This window comes from Lachnoanaerobaculum sp. Marseille-Q4761, assembly GCF_017565785.1.
In the GTDB taxonomy this organism is placed as follows: domain Bacteria; phylum Bacillota; class Clostridia; order Lachnospirales; family Lachnospiraceae; genus Lachnoanaerobaculum.
The window spans coordinates 1-18551 of the sequence record NZ_JAGEKB010000005.1; the positions used below are offsets into that span (position 1 = coordinate 1).

Genomic DNA, 18551 nt, shown 5'->3' on the forward strand with positions numbered 1-18551 from the left:
TTAAGGAGGACGAAATGAACGATAATAAAAACATTCAAAGACAGGAAGAACAGACAAAGGAAGTTATAAATGAGATCAAAAAAGAATATACAAAAACAGCCGACTTTTTAGAAGATAATACGGATACACAGCTTAAAATTGCCGGGGAGCTTAAAGGAGAGCTAAAAAACAAAGACTTTGATGTAAATATTGAAGAGTTAAAGGCACTTAAAGATGAAATAACAGGTCTTAAAGCGGAGATTAAAAGGCTTAATGAAATGGATAACATAAGCCTTAGCTCACTTATAGTTAAGGATATTAAGACGGTAGGAAACTCCCTTATTAAGCTTCAGGAAAAAGCGGTAGGAAGTATTAAACATCTTTATGACAACATGAAACATCAGCTTACCTACAGCCTTACCAAAGCACAGGAAAAGTTTGTGCAAGTAAAAATTGGAATTGTAAAGGGACTGGTAAACTCAATGCAAAATTTCATTAAAGATCAGCAAAAGAAGCTTAATAACTGCCTTGAAAAACTTGATACCTTATCTAAAGAGATACAAAAGGATGAGGAAAAATTAAATAAGGGGAATAAGGAAGAGATTAAGCAGGCGGATAATGAAAATAAAGACATTAATGCAAGTGAAAAAGCAGCTGTGAGAGATGGCAGTGAAAGATCAGAGAACAAGCCTATAAAGAATGATGATAGGAGTAGTCAAAATATAAAAAGAAAACCTTCAGTATTAAAAACACTTAAAGAAAATCAGCAAAAGATTAGACTTGAAGAAAATGGGAAAGGAGAAAAGACAGTAAAAAAGGATAAGGGAATTGAAATATAATGAAAGAAGCCGACCTTATCAAATATAAAAATATTCCTGATGAATTAAAGCTAGAGAAAAGATGGTGTCTTTATAAAATCATTGTAAGAGACGGAAAAAACACAAAAATGCCTATTATGCCAAACAGAAAACCTGCCAAGTCAAATGATAAAAAAACTTGGCATAGTTACAAGGATTGCATGGATGCTTTATGTAAAAATCAAGGAACCGGTTTAGGATTTTTCTTAGGGGACGGGTATATCGGAATTGATATAGATAAGGTAAGTGATGAAATAATGGAATACAGTATGGACTTTAATGCCGCTTCCATGACAGCAGATTTTCTAAGAGGGATTTCCACCTATGCGGAAATCTCTCCGTCAAAAACTGGATTACATTTTATAGGAAAAGGTAAAGTACCGGGAGAAAGAAAAAGATATAAAAACCTTGAAATTTATGACAGGGACAGATTTTTTACAATAACCGGGAATATATTAACGGATAAAGACAGAAGTAAAATAGTAAATATCAATCAGGAATTATTACCGCTTTATCAAAAATATATGCCAAGTATAGACTCCGTAGAAGGCAAAGTGGGTAGGATTAATCTAAATCCAAGTAGTTTGGCTTATAAAAACAGGTTCTCGCAAAATGATATTCTTAACATACTGTTTAATAGGGGATACTTTAACTATAGCGGAGAAGATCTAAGACAAATATATAACGGGAATTATCAAAACTATTTTAATAGTCAGTCCGAGGCTGATTTTTTTATGCTTGGGAGGCTGCTTTACTACACCGCAGATAAGAAAAAGTCAATCAGCCTTATGGAAAATAGCGGACTTAAAAGAAACAAGTGGTATAAAAAGCGAGGAAGTACGGACTATATACACTATATTGCAGACAGGGCAATGAACGGTATAAGCAAGTTTTATGATTGGAATAAAGAAAAGGCTGATATTACAAATAATGTAAAACAAGAAGAGAACAAGAATAAGAAGGAGGGAAAGATGCCAAGATATTCAACTGAAAAAATCAGTGATATTTTATCTCACTCTTTAGAGGAAATCAGAAGGGATGTAAGTTCCTACAAAGATTTTCTAAAGACAATGGGAAATAACTATAAATACTCATATATGCACCAGTTAAGTATTTACAGTACCTACAAGAGAGCAACTGCCTGTGCGGAGTATGATTTTTGGAAAAAGCTTGGAAGAAGTGTAAAAAGAGGAGAAAAGGGAATACCGATTCTTGATTTAAGCATGAGACTACCAAAGGTAAAGTATGTATTTGATGTCAGTCAAACAGTCAGTATAGGAAATAAGATCAATGAAGTAAAACTGTGGAAATATGAACCTGAGAAGCATACTTTAGCTATAGATTCACTGATTGACAACTTTAAAGAAAGAAACAGTAGGCTGCTTTTTTCACAGGAAGAAAAGATAAACGCTCTTATAGATTTATATGTTAGGAAAAGGATATATACCATCTTTGATATGCTGACGGATGATACACTTAAAAGCCATACCAAGGCAGAACTGATACAATTTATCACAGAATCCGTAAAGACTTCATTGACACAAAGAATGGATATAGGTATTCCTATTGATGAGGGCAAACTGAAAACAGTATCGGGTATTAAACATGGACAGGATATTGACAGCCTTCTTGGAGAAATATCTTTAATTTCTAAAGAAATGCTTATAGCTATCGGAAGAGAAATAGGGAGAATAGGTGAGAGAGAAAAACTTAAAGAAGTAGAGATAAATGAGCGGACAAAGACCGATAAGGAGCGTTATAATGTAAATGAAAGCAGTGAAAATACCGAAACAATAAATAATGAAGAAAATAAAGGAGGCTTGGCTGATGAAAGAAACAGTAATACTGGCGGACAGAGAATATCTTTTGGAGGAAAAAACCTACACCACGATAGTCAAAGAGAATCTGTTCGAGAAACAGGGGGGAACCTACAGTTTGGAGAAGATGGAAGACGGAGAGGAAGTTCTAATACCGAATATAGAGATGCCAAAGATAATAGATCAGAGCAGACTGAACAGATTTGGCAGGGAGAGGCTCAAATTCTTGAAAGAAAACAGAGAGAATCAGTATCAAAGCATGTATTACAGGGGGACATTGATGGAGCATCTTCTAAATATAGAGGAACAGGCACAGGAATTTTTGGAGAAGGAGGAGCCGAAAATGATGGAGGCTTGGGGGCTTACAAACGAACTGAAGTCGGAGGATTTTCTGAAATACACGGGACTGAAGAAAAATCTCGATATGACACTTACAAGGATGGTACTGGAACAGATAGTCTGGGTATAGAAAGTGATTCACAACTAAATATCAGAAATATTGAAAAGGAAGTCGATAAGACTTCTTTTTCTTTTGCCGGGAATGAAGGCGGTCAGGTGAGATTTAACTTACCCTTACAGCAAAAAGAAATAGACACGGTTTTAATTTATGGAGGAAATGAAGAGAATTTAAGATTAAAGGTTTTAGCTGAGTATTCTAAAGGGAAAAGTATAGAAGAATTAGCAGAATTTTTTAAAGATACTTTTAAAGGCGGAAACGGTTATGAAGTGGACGGAAACAAGGTTTGTGCATGGTATGATAAAGAAGGAGTTTACTTATCCAATGACATTTCATCAAAAACAAATCCTATGCAGATTTTATCATGGTCTGATGCAGCGAAGCGTATAGGAGAACTTATTGAAAGCGGTGAATATGCAACCAATGTAGAGGTGGCAGAAGCCTTTTCCTATGAAAGAAAAGAACTTGCCGAAAAGCTGTGGTACTTAAAAAGAGATTTTGCAGATGATTTAAAAGAAGCTTACCTACATGTTCTTGACCGAACAGAAAAACAAGGATTCCCTGACGAAACCGAAGAACTTTCAGAAAAGCTTAGAAGTCCTGAATTTAGGAATAAGCTTAGAGAAGAATATAGCATATTTTTACAGGACTATATGGAAAATAAGGGGATATTAAGATTTCATTTTCATAAGCCGGAAGAGATTTTACAAAGGTTAAATGATTTGGAAATACCAAGGAAGGAATTTAGTTCAGGTATTATTGAACTACCAAAGATAAAAGAATTTATCACAGAAGATGAGATAGATGAAAACTTAAGAAGAGGAAGCGGTATTTCAGGAGGTAAAAAGCGGATTGCCGACTTTTTTAGAGAAAATCATACACTTTCAGAACAGGCGGAGTTTTTAAAAAATGAGTACGGCACAGGTGGAAGAACTCATGCTTTATCAGGAAATGTGGAAAGCAGTGAATGGCATGATGCCAAGGGAATAGGTCTTAAAAAGGGGAACTCTCCCAAGCTTATACTTAACTGGAGTCAGGTTGCAGTAAGGGTTAAAAACTTAATAAAGAATGGTAGATACGAAAGTAAGGATATCACATTCGGTATACAAAAACAGCCAAAATCAAAAGAAGAAAATATAGAAACGGGATATTCAAATCCGGAAAAAGAGAATATAACAGATAAAGAAAACGGTACCGCTATTGATCCGGATATACAAAGGGAAGAAGAAATACTTTTAATTCAGGATGAAAGAGAAATATCTTATGAAGAAGCCGAAAAAATCTATGAGTTACAAATAGAAAGAGAAAAGATCTTCAGTACAGAAAATATCTTAAATCAAAATACATCATATAAAGAGAAAAATCCAAATGATTACTGGGTGGTGGAATTTCATGAAAAATCAAGTCTAACAGAAAAAGACTATACAGGTATGATTGTTACAAAGGAGCTTCTTAATGAAATAAAAGAGTTGGATGAAAAAATAAGTATACATAATGAAACTGTAGGCAAAGATAAGTATGGGCAAATGACAGATGAGTGGTTAGGGTATTCAAAGTTTTATTTTGACCATATCGTAGACGGCGAAGTAAAAGAACATTACAGAGTGGATATAGGGGAGGGTAGTGAAGTAAATAAAAGAGAGTTTGCCTATTTTTATAGAAACACGGCACCAACTCAGGAGATAATAAATGAAGTATATCAAAATACTGCCCATAGTAACAAAGAAAGTGAAATACAAGTTGATTTAGCTGAAGAAGAAAATAAAAAAGCATTCGAGCTTAGAGATAAGAATGAGATTATATCTGCTCTGACTTTTAAAGAAGAAAAAGAAGCCGGAGGGTATCAGTATAACTATCAAAATGAAGAATTTATTTTGCTTAAAAAGACTGTAGATGAAGGAAACTTAAAAGCACCGGAGCATATAACAAACAGCATAGATGGGAAAGTCGGGTATGAAGCAGAACTTGTCTTAGATATGAAAAACAGACAGATAAAGCAAAACCTGAGATACAATGGATATATGCTTAATTCTAATCGTGCAATCGAGTATGAAAGTTATCATGAAATGCTTCAAAACCTCTCTTACTTGCTTGATGATAACCATAGAAATGTACTTCTTACAGGTTATATAAATGAACAGATTAAAAAGGCAAAAGTACAAGAAAATGTAAATGAGCCGATTTTTAAAGAAGGTATGCAGGTAAGATATCAAGGAAAGGAATACCTGATTTCGGAAATAAAGGATCATGGAAACTATAAGACAATAAAATTGGATGATAATGAAGGGTATCTTAGCGGCTTTGTTACAGGAAGTGAGATCCTGACATTTAGAAATGAAAACGAACTTGACTTTGAGATACTTTCCACAGAAGAAAAATCACCGGAGAAAAGTGTATATAAAGAAGTTTTACCTGTCTTAAATAAAGAAGCTTTAAGTGAAGTACCAAAGCAAGAAGAATCCTATAAAAAAGAAGAGAATAAGAAAAACAATCTACCCGTCAATTACAGGATAACAAGAGAAGATGAAGTCTTACCACCGTCAGAACGATTAAAAAACAATATCGAGGCAATAAGGGTACTAAAACAGCTTGATAAAGAAAACAGAAATGCTGGAAAAGAAGAGCAGGATATTTTAAGCAAATATGTAGGTTGGGGAGGACTTTCAGATGTTTTTGATGAGGAGCGGGGGGGACAGTGGCAGGAAGCAAGAGGATTTTTAAAAGAAAACCTATCACTATCAGAGTATGAGGCTGCCAAAGAGAGTACGCTTACCGCTTTTTACACACCTAAGGTAGTAATAGATGCTATTTATCATACTTTATCCGATATGGGATTTGAGAGTGGAAATATCTTAGAGCCAAGTATGGGAACGGGAAGATTTATCGGAAATCTTCCTTTGTCAATGCAAACCTCAAAGTTTTACGGCTTAGAACTTGACATTATCAGCGGACAGATTGCTAAAAAGCTTTATCCTGATGCAAACATTCAGGTAAAAGGCTTTGAAGAAACTGGTTTTTCAAATAATCTTTTTGACATAGCTGTAGGAAATGTACCCTTTGGAGAGTATAGGGTATCCGATCGTGAGTATGAAAAAAACAACTTTCTTATTCACGATTATTTTTTTGCCAAAACACTGGATAAGGTGCGTAGCAAAGGAATAATTGCTTTTATAACTTCATCAGGCACAATGGATAAAAGAAATGAGGATATAAGAAGATATATCAGTGAGCGTGCAGAGTTTCTGGGAGCTATAAGGCTTCCAAATAATACATTTAAAGGTGAAGCTGGTACAGAGGTTACAAGTGATATTATTTTCTTAAAGAAAAGAGACAGGCTGTTAAAGATAGATGAGGACTGGGTTAAGATTGATAAGGACAGGCAGGGACTAAGCTATAACAAATACTTTGTAGATAATCCTGAAATGGTACTTGGTAGTATGCAGGAAGTACCGGGCAGGTTCGGCACTACTCTTGCTTGTATTGCAGATAAAAGTAAATCAATAAAAGAACAGCTTGAGGCTGCAATTAAAAATATCAAAGGCACTTATGAAAAAGCGAAGTTAAACGAAGAACTTGAAACAGAAACACTGCCGGCTGATGACAATGTTAAGAATTATTCCTATGCAGTGATTGAAGATAAGGTGTACTTTAGAGAAAACTCCATTATGCAAAGAGTACTTTTAAATAAAACTGATGAAGAGAAGATAGGGGCATATCTTGAAATAGAAAAAGCGTTAAGAGGAGTAATTACCTATCAAAAGGAAGATTATCCGGAAGGAGAAATAAAAGCCTTACAGGGCAGATTAAATAAGCTTTATGATGATTTTTCTAATAAATATGGACTAATTAATTCAAGGGCAAATAAAAGACTACTTCAGGAGGATGCCAACTACTCTTTAGTGTCCACCTTGGAAAACCTTAATAAAGAAGGTAACTTTATCGGTAAGTCCGATATTTTTACAAAAAGAACCATTAAAAAAGCTATGGTAATTGAACATACGGATAGCTTAACAGAGGCATTAATCCTTTCTATATCTCAAAAGGGAAATGTAAACTTTGAGTATATGGAGGAGCTTACAGGAAATATAAGAAAAGAGCTGATAGAAGGGCTAAAAGGAGAGATATTCTTAAATCTTGACAGTTTTGAACCAAGTGATATTACGCCTTTTTTATCAGCCAAAGATTTGGGAGATTTTTCAAGAAATTATGTCAGTGCAGATGAATACTTATCAGGTAATATCAGAGAGAAAATAGAAGTAGTAGACGCATATATAAAAAATATAGATTATGAAGTTAAAAGGAATGAAGAGGAGTTAGATAAGCCTCATGAATTACAATCGGGATTTGAAGCAAGAAGATCCAATCAGGAAGAATTATCATATAAATCGGAAATAACAGAAAAAATTTCGGTATTAAAACAGGAATTATCCGCTCTTAATTATCAGAAAAAAAGACTGGAAGAAGTAATGCCAAAAAATCTTGAAGCAAGTGATATAACTGTCAAGATGGGTTCTACATGGATACCTGAAAAAGACTATAAGAGCTTTATGTTTAATCTGTTAAAGACCTCCGCATCAAACAGATGGAATATAGATATTAAATATACTGATTTTACGGGAGAGTATAGGGTAGAGGGAAAAAGCACAGATAAAAATAACGACCTGGCTAATTTCACCTATGGAACAAGCAGAGTGAGCGCATATAAGCTTATAGAGGATAGTCTAAATCTTAGAGATACTAAAGTATATGACCGGATCATTGATTCGGACGGAAAGAAAACATCTGTTTTAAATCAAAAAGAAACCATGCTTGCAAGGAGTAAACAGGAAATTATAAAAGAAGAATTTAAAAATTGGATCTTTGAGGATGTGGACAGAAGAAACCGACTGGTGAAAAAATATAATGAAAGATTTAACTCCATTCGATTAAGGGAGTATGACGGAAGCCATTTGCCTTTTGACGGGATAAATCCTGAAATTAAGCTTAGACCTCATCAAAAAGATGCAATAGCAAGGGGACTTTTTGGAGGGAATACATTACTTGCACATGAAGTAGGGGCGGGCAAGACCTTTGAGATGATAGGAATTGCAATGGAGTCTAAAAGGCTTGGGATGAGTTCTAAAGCTATGTTTGTAGTTCCAAATCATATAGTAGAACAGTTCGGGCGTGAGTTTAACGAGCTTTATCCGGCAGCAAATATACTTTGTGCTACGGAAAAGGACTTTACACCGGACAAGCGGAAAAGATTTTGTAGTAGAATTGCAACAGGAGACTATGATGCGGTTATTATAGGTCATAGTCAATTTGAGAAAATCCCGATTTCAAAGGAAAGACAGGAGTATGAACTTAAAAGTAAGATTGATGAGATTGTGGAATTTATCGGAGAGTATAAAAGAGACAGAGATCAAAGATTTAGCGTAAAGCAGCTTGAAAAGACAAAGAAAAGTCTGGAGGCAAAGTTAAAGAAACTTAATGATGATTATAAAAAAGATGATGTGGTAACCTTTGAGGAACTGGGAATTGATAAGCTTTTTGTGGATGAAGCCCATTCATATAAAAATCTGTACCTGTTTTCAAAAATGAGAAATGTTTCAGGAATCAGTGCAACGGATTCACAAAAGTCATCCGATATGCTTATGAAGTGCAGATATATGGATGAGATAACAGGTGGTAAGGGAATTGTTTTTGCAACAGGAACTCCAGTCAGTAACAGTATGGCTGAACTTTATACCATGCAAAGGTATCTTCAGTATGACGGACTTAAAAAAATGCACCTTCAGCACTTTGATTCATGGGCATCTACCTTTGGAGAAACAGTTACGGCAATAGAGCTTAATCCTGAAGGAAACGGATATAGAAGTAAGACAAGATTTTCAAAGTTTTACAATCTCCCGGAACTTATGAATATGGTTAAACAGTTTATGGATATAAAAACGGCGGATGTATTAAATCTTCCCGTTCCGAATGCACATTTTGAAACCATAAAAACAAAACCGACCGAGGAGCAAAAGCAAATACTTGAAACTTTTTCTGAAAGGGCGGATAAGGTTCGAGCAAAACAAGTGGATTCCTCTGTCGATAATATGCTGCTTATTACAAATGACGGAAAGAAGATGGCACTTGATCAGAGGCTTATAAATCCACTACTTCCTGATGATGAGAACAGTAAGGTAAATACTTGTGTAAAAAACATCTTCAGTATATGGGATAAATATACGGATAAAAAGTCGGCACAGCTTGTCTTTTGTGATATGTCTACACCCTCAAGCGAGTTTAATATTTATGATGATATTAGGAACAAACTTATTACGATGGGAATTCCAAAAGAAGAAATTGAATTTATCCATAATGCAAACAACAACAGGGAAAAGGATGCTATCTTTGATAAGGTAAGGAAAGGAGAAATTCGTGTGCTTTTAGGCTCTACGCAGAAGATGGGAGCAGGAACCAATGCACAAGATAAACTCATTGCCATTCATGATCTTGATGTCCCATGGGTGTGACTTGAAAGTCGCATAGATAATTGTTTAACTAAATGAAGATTAAACCCTCTATTCCGTTAGAGGTAGCCTAATACCACCTGCTTTATCAGCAATGATAATGTTTGGAAGCTGGTATGACAATGTAGCCCTCCACGAAAGTGGTAAAGTCGAAGCCATGAGGCTAAGGCGAATCTGCTAGCAACAATGCGGTTAGGGAGCTAGGCTTGAGTAGTATGGCTAATATAAGTGAACTGTCATTTAAACGTCGTAATGTCCAACGAGCCAAAGTTGCTGATAGGCTCCAGCCCAAAATGGGAAGCGGTCAGTTAATTCTCTCCATGGTAGGATTACACGGATATTAAGTACCGTCGGCGAATGAGACAGAGCCTAACCTACTCTTGTTATCTATGTGGAACAAGGTAAGCCTGTATCTCTCCTAAGAATTTAGGAAAGTATTTCGTAAGAAATACCGATAGAGGTGCAGGTATAGGATTGTAGAAAAAGCGAATGTCATTTTGTAATGAAATGAATAGGGGTTCAAAATTTACCCTAACCCGAAAGGGTGCAGACTTCTACGTAAGGTAATTCTTTACAAGAAGCTTATAGAATTTTTGAAAGGAGTAAAGCAAATGAACGTTAATAAAAAGACGTGTGCAACTACTGACCGTGAATTTGCATGGAAATCCATTGACTGGAAAAAATGCGAAGCACAGGTTAAAAAACTACAAGAACGTATTGTAAAGGCTAGAAAAGAAGGTAGACACGGCAAGGTAAAATCCTTGCAATGGACACTGACACACTCTTTTGCTGCAAAAGCAATCGCAGTAAAAAGAGTGACAACTAACGAAGGTAAGAAAACAGCAGGAGTAGACAAAGTATTATGGTCTACGGACAAAGCAAAGTATGAGGCTATTTTAAGTTTAAAAAGAAAAGGATACAAGCCACAGCCCTTACGCAGAGTATTTATTAAAAAAGCGAATGGGAAATTACGCCCGCTTGGGATACCTACAATGAAAGATAGAGCAATGCAAGCACTATATCTATTAGCACTTGAGCCAATTGCAGAAATGACGGCAGACCTTCACTCTTATGGATTTAGGAAAGAAAGATGCCCACAAGATGCAATACAACAATGTCATACAATCTTATGTCGCCAAAACTCTCCAAAATGGGTATTAGAGGACGATATAAAAGGTTGTTTTGACCACATTAGTCATGAATGGTTACTCAATAATATTCCTATGGATACCAAAATATTAAAGAAATGGTTGAAATGTGGAGTTATCTTTAAAGGAGAATTGTTCGCAACTGATGAGGGAACAATGCAAGGTGGAATTATTTCACCAACACTTGCTAACATGACATTAGATGGACTTGGTGAATTATTAGCTACTAAAAACAAGAGAGTAAATCGAAAATATGAGAAATACTCTCCAATGGTTAATATGGTGCGTTATGCTGATGACTTCATAATCACAGGTAGAACAAAAGCGACATTGGAAGACATCAAACCAATGCTAGTCGAGTTTTTAAGTGAGCGAGGATTAGAATTATCAGAAGAAAAGACTTTAATTACACATATTGATGATGGATTTGATTTTCTTGGATTTAATATCAGGAAATTTAAAGGTGTACTACTTACACAGCCGTCTAAAAAGAGTGTAAAGAAGTTCTTAGATAGCATTAGATATGTAATCGATAGCAATAAGTCTTGCAAACAAGAAACTCTAATAAGGCTGTTAAACCCTAAAATAATCGGTTGGGCAAACTACTATAGATGTGGAGCTTCATCAAAGACATTTCAAAAAGTAGACAACCAAATTTTCCAAAAGCTATGGCAATGGGCGAAAAGGCGACACCCTAAAAAAGGGAAACGTTGGATTGCTAATAAGTATTTTCATTTCTATAAGACTAGACGTTGGACATTCTTAGTAAAGTCAATCAAGAATGGAAAAGTAGATATATTTCCACTAAAATTTATGTTTGATACAAAAATCATCAGACACAAGAAAATAAAAAGTGAAGCGAATCCATTTGATATAGAATGGAAATCGTACTTCGAAGAAAGAATGACTTATAAAATGCTCTTGTCACTAAAAGGAAGGAAATCACTCCTGTATATGTGGAACAAGCAAGAACATAAATGTCCACTTTGCAATAAAAAGATAACTGCTGACACTCAATGGAATGTACGAGAACAAAGAGAAAATGGGCAAATAGCCCGTTATCTAGTGCATGATAAATGCTACAAAGAAAATCGTTAGTTGACTAGCCGACATCTGTATTGGCATATGTTTTGAATTGCTTGAGCCGTGTGAGGGGAAACTCTCATGCACGGTTCTTAGAGGGGAAAGGGATAGTAATATCCCTGACCTACTCGACAGACCTGCGGATCTTTCTCAAAGAGCCGGAAGAATCGTAAGACAGGGAAATGAAAATAAAGATGTTTATATCTTCAGATATGTAACTGAAAATACCTTTGATGCTTATCTTTTCCAAACACTTGAGAACAAACAAAAGTATATTTCACAGATAATGACAAGTAAAACACCGGTAAGAGTTGCAGAAGATGTGGATGAGGCTACATTAAATTATGCTGAAATAAAGGCACTTGCGACAGGTAATCCTTTGATTCGTGAGAAGATGGATCTTGATGTGGAGGTATCCAAGCTAAAAATGCTTGAGTCAAACTTCAAGTCAAACCTGTATAAACTTGAGGATAAGGTGGTAAAGGTTTACCCTAAAGAAATAGAGAACTTAAAAAGTAGAATTGAGAATTTACAAAAAGATATAAAAGCGGTAGAGCCATATAGAGAAGAAAATACAGATAAGGCAGTATATATTCAGTCAAGTTTTACCTCTCTTATTCTTGACGGCAAAAAATATACAGATAAAAGACAAGCCGGAGAATTTTTGATAAGCAAGATAAAAAGTATAAAAAAGACGGATGATTTTAAGTCGGAAGAAGTAAAAATCGGAGAGTACAGAAACTTTGATTTATTTGCATACTATGACAGCTTTTCCAATCAGTATAAATTTAATCTAAAAAGCGAAGAGAATCATTATGGTGAGTTTGGAACGGACGGTATAGGAAATATAACGAGAATGGATAATGTCCTTGATAAAATGCCTGAGAGACTGGAGCAAACTTTAGGTAAGCTTAGTGATACCGAAAGTCAACTTGAAACCGCAAAACTTGAAATCGGGAAGAAATTTCCTCAGGATGAGCTTTTAAAAGAAAAGATACTAAGACTTGCAGAGGTAAATAATCTACTTGACATGGGGCAAAAAGAAACAGTAACAGAGGAAAAAAATCCATTACTTGAAGAAGTAAAAGAAGAATTAATTCACTTTTTAAATAAAGAGTATGAGGAAAATCATAGTATAGAGGATTTTGATACTTTGTTTCCTGATTTAAGCGATGTAGGGCTTGCTTATACGACTACGCCGGATGAAAAGCATGAAATACAGACAAGTCTTGATTTAATCAATTATAAATTAAACACTTATGTTGATAATACTTTAGTTAACAGTTATCAGTATACCTATGATCCTCTTGATGCAAGTGATAGAAGTGAGCTTGTGCAGATAAAGGCAAACATAGGTTTTTGGGATTTTAATGAGCTTATCTATGTGGATGAAGAAAAGTTAAAAGAGGTACTGGGGCTTGAAATCGATGATGAGGGAAATTTCTATGACCCGTTAGAAAAAGATACGGACTTGGACGGTGTAGCGGACAGGTACGATGCCGACTTTAGAGACAGTAAGGTACAAAGTATAGGTGATCTTGATAAAAGAGATAGAAACTCTGTAGTAGAAAAGTTAAACGGGTATAAGGAGCAAGTAAGTCAAATAGTTGCAAGGGAAAATCAATTAGAATACTTTGAGGATGCAAGGTAGGATTCAGATAAAAAATATAATATATAAATATGGGAAGAGAGTATCTTTTATGGGTACTCTTTTCTCAATCTTAATAGAAAAATAAAGTGTAAAGACAGAATGGAGGAATTTATGAGCTTAAAAAAAGGGGATATTATTAAAACGGCACTGGGAGAACATACAACGGTATTAGATGTAAAGAAAGATCAGGCAGTATTATTTACAGGTGAACAATTTGTTATAGCATCAGGAATTAAAGAAAATAAAGGAAACGGCAAGTTTGAGTGGGTAAACGGAAGATATGCAAATGATTTAAAAAGTATTTCAAATATGCAAAACAACAGCTTTGAAAGTATGAAAGAAACGCTATCATTCCTGGCAGAGTATAACCATAGTGATTTTATCAAGGGAATAATATCACTGGAAACAGATATAAATAATGAAGACATACTTGATAATGCCTATGACAACTATATGAATGACTCTTATATGGGGTTGATTGATGAAAGGTTTATGGACTTTATTGATGAAGACCTAAAAACAGCGAAAGATATAAAGCAGGAAGAGGTAGAAAAAGATGCAGGTATTCAGGAAAAAAGCAAAGAAGAAATAAGTGAAAACGAGCAATACCAAACAGAGGAAAATACAGTAAAAGAAAATACAAGTCTGAAAGATAATAATGATCAAGAAAAACAATATGTCAAAGGTAATCTTACCGCCGATGTTGAAATAAAGGATCTAAGATCAAATGAGGGACAGGATTTCAGAGTGGCAAGTTTTTCCATTGCTCAAAATGACGGAATGGGGAATGTAAAGTTTATGAATTGTTTTGCCTATAATGAGCAGGTTCAAGCAGTAAAGGACTTTAGAAAAGGGGATTTTGTTTCGCTTTCAGGAAAAGAAAAGCTTAGTACCGGAAAAAATGGAAAGCAATATACAAACTTTAAGGTATATGCCGCCAAGCTGTTAAAAGCCAGAGGACAATCTCAAGATACAAAAGAGAAGGCTTCAACACTTAAAAAACTGAACGATTATAAGGAGAAAACGGATGGCAGATCAAAAGAACAAGGGAATATGAAAAGTGAAAAAGGGGTAGAACGATAAAAGTGGGGGGATTGGCAGCTTAATAAGCTGCTTTCCCCTGTCTTTTTTTGATTCTATTTTAAACTTAAAATAAGGGTTTGCTAAAAAAGGAGAGGGGCGTTATAGTATAAGAAAAATAGGATTATTTAGTAGAAAGGATGAAATGATATGATTGTTATCTTTATAGCCCTAATTATACTATATTTGGGAGTTATCCTGTTTGTAGGAACAACATTTGTAAAAATAAGCTTATTTGCAATGGATAAGCTTGCGGTATTTATAGCAAGCTGGTACTATACCCATCATTATTTTTCTGTAAAGTTTTCATCCGGATATGCCGTATATTTTTGGGATATATTAGCGGCAATAGTGGCTGTAGTGCTATATTCTGTCTTATTTAAGCTCATTCATGATAAATTTGGATTGATTGGAAAGATTCTTAATTTAGCCATTTCATTCTTCAGCTCTATGACGGTGTATTGTATTTTAGTACATGGATTTATTACAAATGAAAAATCTTATTTTCTACCACTTTTAAACAATGATTTAGCCAATCAGGTGGTAAACTATATCATAATAGGTATAATCTCTTTAGTTGTATGGAAAAGAAGGGAAGATTATCTTATAGAAATGGACAAGTGATAAAGAAGCCTGCCGTTTTTCCTTGGATATGTAGGTTTGTTTAAGAAAATGTCTTCCCCTGTGTTTATCTAATCTGTTATTTATAAAGAAGGAAGCTGCTTTCTACCAAAAATCAGGTAGGAGCGGTCGCCTTCTTTTATTTTTCCAAATGGTTGTTAAGGTATATATCCGTATTTTTCTTTGCTTGTTGAAGATCGTGGAGCATGAAGTTTTGAGAAGCGTATTTTTCCATAAGGCTAATTTTTTTCTGTTCCAAAACAGTATATTTATCTGACAGTTTAGGAATACTTAATGTACGGTATCCTGATTTTTCAAGTTCTTTTAAGGCGATTTCGTAGGCAATAATCTGTGGCTTGTATTCTTCATAAAATGCGTTATTTTCCTTATCTTCAATATATATGTCATGGATCAGCTGATTTTTAGAAAGGATGTTTTTATTTTCTATCACAGAATATATGGATTTCATTTCCTGTTCAGCTTGTTTTATCTGATCTAATAATTGTTGTCTGTCTGAAGCTGCTTTCTTTAATTTTAATTCCAGTTCTTCATAGGTGTTTATGCCATATCTTCTCATTTCATTTAAGGATGAAGCCATTGTTTTCATGTTGTGCTTGCCTGCCCATACTTCATAACCTTTTGAGGATTTTACCTTTTCATTGTTCTTTATATTTACAATAGTATCCGGCTTTTTATAAGAGAGTTTGTCATAAAGCTGTTCTTTATTATAAATCTGCTGTTTGGTTGGATCTTCAATTCTTTCTTTAATTCGCTCTTTGGTATAATCTTCTCCAAGCACATTTGCCTTTGTTCTTGTAAATCTTCCTGTATCTTTTTTGTCTTTATGGCGGAATGAAAGATACTTTCCAATCTTAATTTCATATCCTAAATCTTCCATTGCTTTTAAAAACTCTTCGTAAGTACCGGACTTTAGAATTGCTTTATCAATGGCAAGGTGAAGTCTGTTTTTCCAAGAACTGCCTTTCTTAAATTCCATATATTCAATATAGCTTTTACCGTTTGTGGAATATCTGTTCTTGAATTTTTTATAGTTTTCATCAATGACAGATAAACCGTTTTCTTTACAAATCTCATCACTGACAGTTCTAATTTGATGATAACTTCTTTTGTTGCTTTGATACGCCTTACCAGTTACAAAACTTACATTATTAAATATAACATGATTATGAAGATGCCCCTTATCTATATGGGTAGTGAGTACATACTCATACTTTCCTTGAAAGATTTTTTCGCATAGTTCCAGTCCTATTTTGTGTGCCTGCTCAGAAGTGGTTTCTCCGGGAGCAAAGGACTGGATTAAATGTCTTGCCAATATTTTTGCCTTGGAATTACATTCTCTTTTTGTCTGCTCAAACTCAAGATGAGCAAGCTTAGGATTGCAGTTAAAAGAGGAAATAAGGATTTTTTCATCGGTCTTATCAGAATTCATGATGTAGTTTAGGGCTAAGTGCAAAGTTTTTTCTATTGGATGAATCTTTGTAACAGCCATCAGATCTCCTCCGTATTTATACTTTCTAAATTTCCAAGGTCATATAGTTTTTTTCGCAGAGAGTAAATATCTTTCCCCTGCTTTTTTAGTAGCTCTTGTATATCAAGGATGTCATCTTTATAGATAGCTGCAGTAGAATTTACCCGCTTTGCAATCTGATTTATGCTACCGGTTATTCTACCTATACTTGTAGAAAGTTCCCTAAAAGCTGTCATATCCAATACAAAAATATCCTTGCCTATGATGCATTTCATAATAAACTGACGCAAAGTTTTACAACCGGACAGCTTATATTTTTTCTCCAAAACCTTTAGTTCATCATCTGAAAGCATTAAATAAATGCCATGAGTTCTTACTCTGTTTGCCATGTCAAAACCTCCAAATCCTAAAAACAGCAAAAGAAAAAACCTGTAGAATCAAGTGCTAAGCTTGACTTACAGGTTTTGTTTTATAGTATATTTCTAAATCAGAAATCTCCTGTAAAGAGATAAAATAGTTATATAAGTTATAAGAGGATTATAACATTTTGGAAAGTAAGCTTCAATGAAAGAAGTGAAAACTTTTTCAAAGTTTTTATATCGGTCAGATGATTAGGAATAAGTATAAGTTAGTGTTTATCCTTTTACAACCAGCCCTCTATATCTGCTGATAGCCGCAAAAACTTCCTGTTTTCTTGGCATTGCAAGATTACCGGGATGACCTGTATATGGTGATATAGAATCCAATCCGAACTTTTCAATATGTCTGTACATCTGCTCCAGTGCCTGTTCAATTGTCTTCTTTTCATCAATCACTTTATTCTTTAAAAACCCAATCATAACGGCGATACAATTTGTCTGACTTTCATCAACAAGCTGCTCCAGCCCTGAAATATCTATATTGTTCCATCCATACAAAATAGTATATTTGCCTTTGGCTTTCAGGCGATCTTCTTTACCTGACAAAGAGAATCCTTTTTTCAAAGGAACACGATGTGTTACTTTACCAAAAACATTATCTGATAAAAATTCTCTTTTATATCCGTCAGTAGACGCTATTTCCTTTGCTCTGTCGGTGACATCCTTTGGAATATACTCATCCATCATTATAACTCTGTCGGCAACATCGAAGTAATCTCCGCAACCTCCCACTATGAGTATGGTGGAAACTCCCAAATCTTTATATAAAGGTTTTACTTTATCAATAAAAGGTGTTATAGGCTCTTTTTCTCTTGCAATCAGTTTTTGCATACGGCCGTCACATATCATAAAATTGGTGGCGGAAGTATCTTCATCAATCAAGATAAGTGAAGTTCCGGATTCTAAAGCTTCCATTACATTTGCCGCCTGTGATGTGCTTCCGCTGGCATTTTCCGTAGAAAATAAATGTGTATCCTTATTTCCCGGCAGATTATTTATAAAAGCACTTATATTTACTTTTTCAACATTTCTTCCCTCCTCTGCACGAATCTTGACCGCATCAAAACAGGTAATCACCATTTCACGCCCGTCACCTGAAATATGATTATATACTCCGCGTTCAAGTGCTTTCAGCAGTGTTGACTTGCCATGGTAGCCTCCGCCTACAATCAATGTAATACCTTTTTCAATTCCCATCCCTGATATATGCTTTCCGCTTGGAAGATCCATATCTGTTTTAAAACTTTTTGGACTCTGAAAAGGAATCCCGTCACGCAAAGGCTTATCTGAAACACCGCTCTCACGCGGCAAAACAGATCCGTCGGCAACAAATGCAACCAAATTTCTTCGCTTTAATTCTTCCCTTATATACTCTTGGTCAATCATTAAAGAAATTTGTTTTTTCAATTCATTATGATCAATATTTTCATACAGTAATGCTGCATCTACA

At 34.9% G+C, this 18551-nt stretch carries 10 protein-coding genes and 1 pseudogene; 8 read left to right on the forward strand and 3 right to left on the reverse strand.

What is annotated here, in order from left to right:
- Window positions 1–14 precede the first annotated feature (14 nt).
- The 8 genes and pseudogenes from J4O15_RS15320 to J4O15_RS15345 all read left to right on the forward strand — a co-directional run bounded on the left by J4O15_RS15320 (window position 15) and on the right by J4O15_RS15345 (window position 15196).
- Entirely contained in the window at window positions 15–818 is an 804-nt protein-coding gene (locus tag J4O15_RS15320) for a conjugal transfer protein (protein ID WP_208101435.1), read from the forward strand.
- Between the two features lie 542 nt (window positions 819–1360).
- A pseudogene (locus J4O15_RS16595) lies at window positions 1361–1723 on the forward strand (phage NrS-1 polymerase family protein); the annotation flags it as partial.
- A gap of 1096 nt (window positions 1724–2819) precedes the next feature.
- Window positions 2820–3122: a TnpV protein gene (locus J4O15_RS16600; protein WP_442911604.1), complete on the forward strand. Its 303-nt coding sequence runs from the start codon at window positions 2820–2822 to the stop codon at window positions 3120–3122.
- 641 nt (window positions 3123–3763) lie between these two features.
- Complete coding sequence (locus J4O15_RS15325; RefSeq protein ID WP_442911605.1) at window positions 3764–9613, forward strand: DEAD/DEAH box helicase family protein; 5850 nt, start codon at window positions 3764–3766, stop codon at window positions 9611–9613.
- Between the two features lie 608 nt (window positions 9614–10221).
- Window positions 10222–11856: a group II intron reverse transcriptase/maturase gene (gene ltrA, locus J4O15_RS15330; protein WP_208101437.1), complete on the forward strand. Its 1635-nt coding sequence runs from the start codon at window positions 10222–10224 to the stop codon at window positions 11854–11856.
- A gap of 37 nt (window positions 11857–11893) precedes the next feature.
- Window positions 11894–13492 carry a hypothetical protein gene (locus J4O15_RS15335; protein WP_243762110.1) on the forward strand — a complete coding sequence of 533 codons (1599 nt, stop codon included), beginning with the start codon at window positions 11894–11896 and terminating at the stop codon, window positions 13490–13492.
- Between the two features lie 111 nt (window positions 13493–13603).
- Window positions 13604–14575 (forward strand): single-stranded DNA-binding protein, encoded by a 972-nt coding sequence (locus J4O15_RS15340; RefSeq protein WP_208101439.1) that lies wholly within the window; start codon window positions 13604–13606, stop codon window positions 14573–14575.
- A 147-nt stretch (window positions 14576–14722) separates the two neighbouring features.
- Window positions 14723–15196: a conjugal transfer protein gene (locus J4O15_RS15345; protein WP_208101441.1), complete on the forward strand. Its 474-nt coding sequence runs from the start codon at window positions 14723–14725 to the stop codon at window positions 15194–15196.
- A gap of 136 nt (window positions 15197–15332) precedes the next feature.
- On the opposite strand, the gene J4O15_RS15350 is transcribed toward J4O15_RS15345, so the two are convergent.
- From J4O15_RS15350 to J4O15_RS15360, 3 genes are all read right to left on the reverse strand, one after another.
- A complete protein-coding gene (locus tag J4O15_RS15350; RefSeq protein WP_208101443.1) occupies window positions 15333–16703 on the reverse strand; it encodes a relaxase/mobilization nuclease domain-containing protein in 1371 nt (456 codons plus the stop codon).
- Window positions 16703–17071: a plasmid mobilization protein gene (locus tag J4O15_RS15355; protein WP_208101444.1), complete on the reverse strand. Its 369-nt coding sequence runs from the start codon at window positions 17069–17071 to the stop codon at window positions 16703–16705. The genes J4O15_RS15350 and J4O15_RS15355 overlap by 1 nt, the downstream gene beginning before the upstream one ends.
- Before the next feature lie 246 nt (window positions 17072–17317).
- Window positions 17318–18551, reverse strand: a 1234-nt coding sequence (locus tag J4O15_RS15360; RefSeq protein WP_208101446.1) for an ABC-ATPase domain-containing protein, incomplete at its 5' end; no start/stop codon positions are given.

What these genes read in the sequence shown, in the direction of transcription:
- J4O15_RS15320 (WP_208101435.1), top strand. Translation starts at nt 15, where the DNA reads ATGAACGATAATAAAAACATTCAAAGACAGGAAGAACAGACAAAGGAA.
- J4O15_RS16600 (WP_442911604.1), top strand. Translation starts at nt 2,820, where the DNA reads ATGCCAAAGATAATAGATCAGAGCAGACTGAACAGATTTGGCAGGGAG.
- J4O15_RS15325 (WP_442911605.1), top strand. Translation starts at nt 3,764, where the DNA reads ATGGAAAATAAGGGGATATTAAGATTTCATTTTCATAAGCCGGAAGAG.
- ltrA (WP_208101437.1), top strand. Translation starts at nt 10,222, where the DNA reads ATGAACGTTAATAAAAAGACGTGTGCAACTACTGACCGTGAATTTGCA.
- J4O15_RS15340 (WP_208101439.1), top strand. Translation starts at nt 13,604, where the DNA reads ATGAGCTTAAAAAAAGGGGATATTATTAAAACGGCACTGGGAGAACAT.
- J4O15_RS15345 (WP_208101441.1), top strand. Translation starts at nt 14,723, where the DNA reads ATGATTGTTATCTTTATAGCCCTAATTATACTATATTTGGGAGTTATC.
- J4O15_RS15350 (WP_208101443.1), bottom strand. Translation starts at nt 16,703, where the DNA reads ATGGCTGTTACAAAGATTCATCCAATAGAAAAAACTTTGCACTTAGCC.
- J4O15_RS15355 (WP_208101444.1), bottom strand. Translation starts at nt 17,071, where the DNA reads ATGGCAAACAGAGTAAGAACTCATGGCATTTATTTAATGCTTTCAGAT.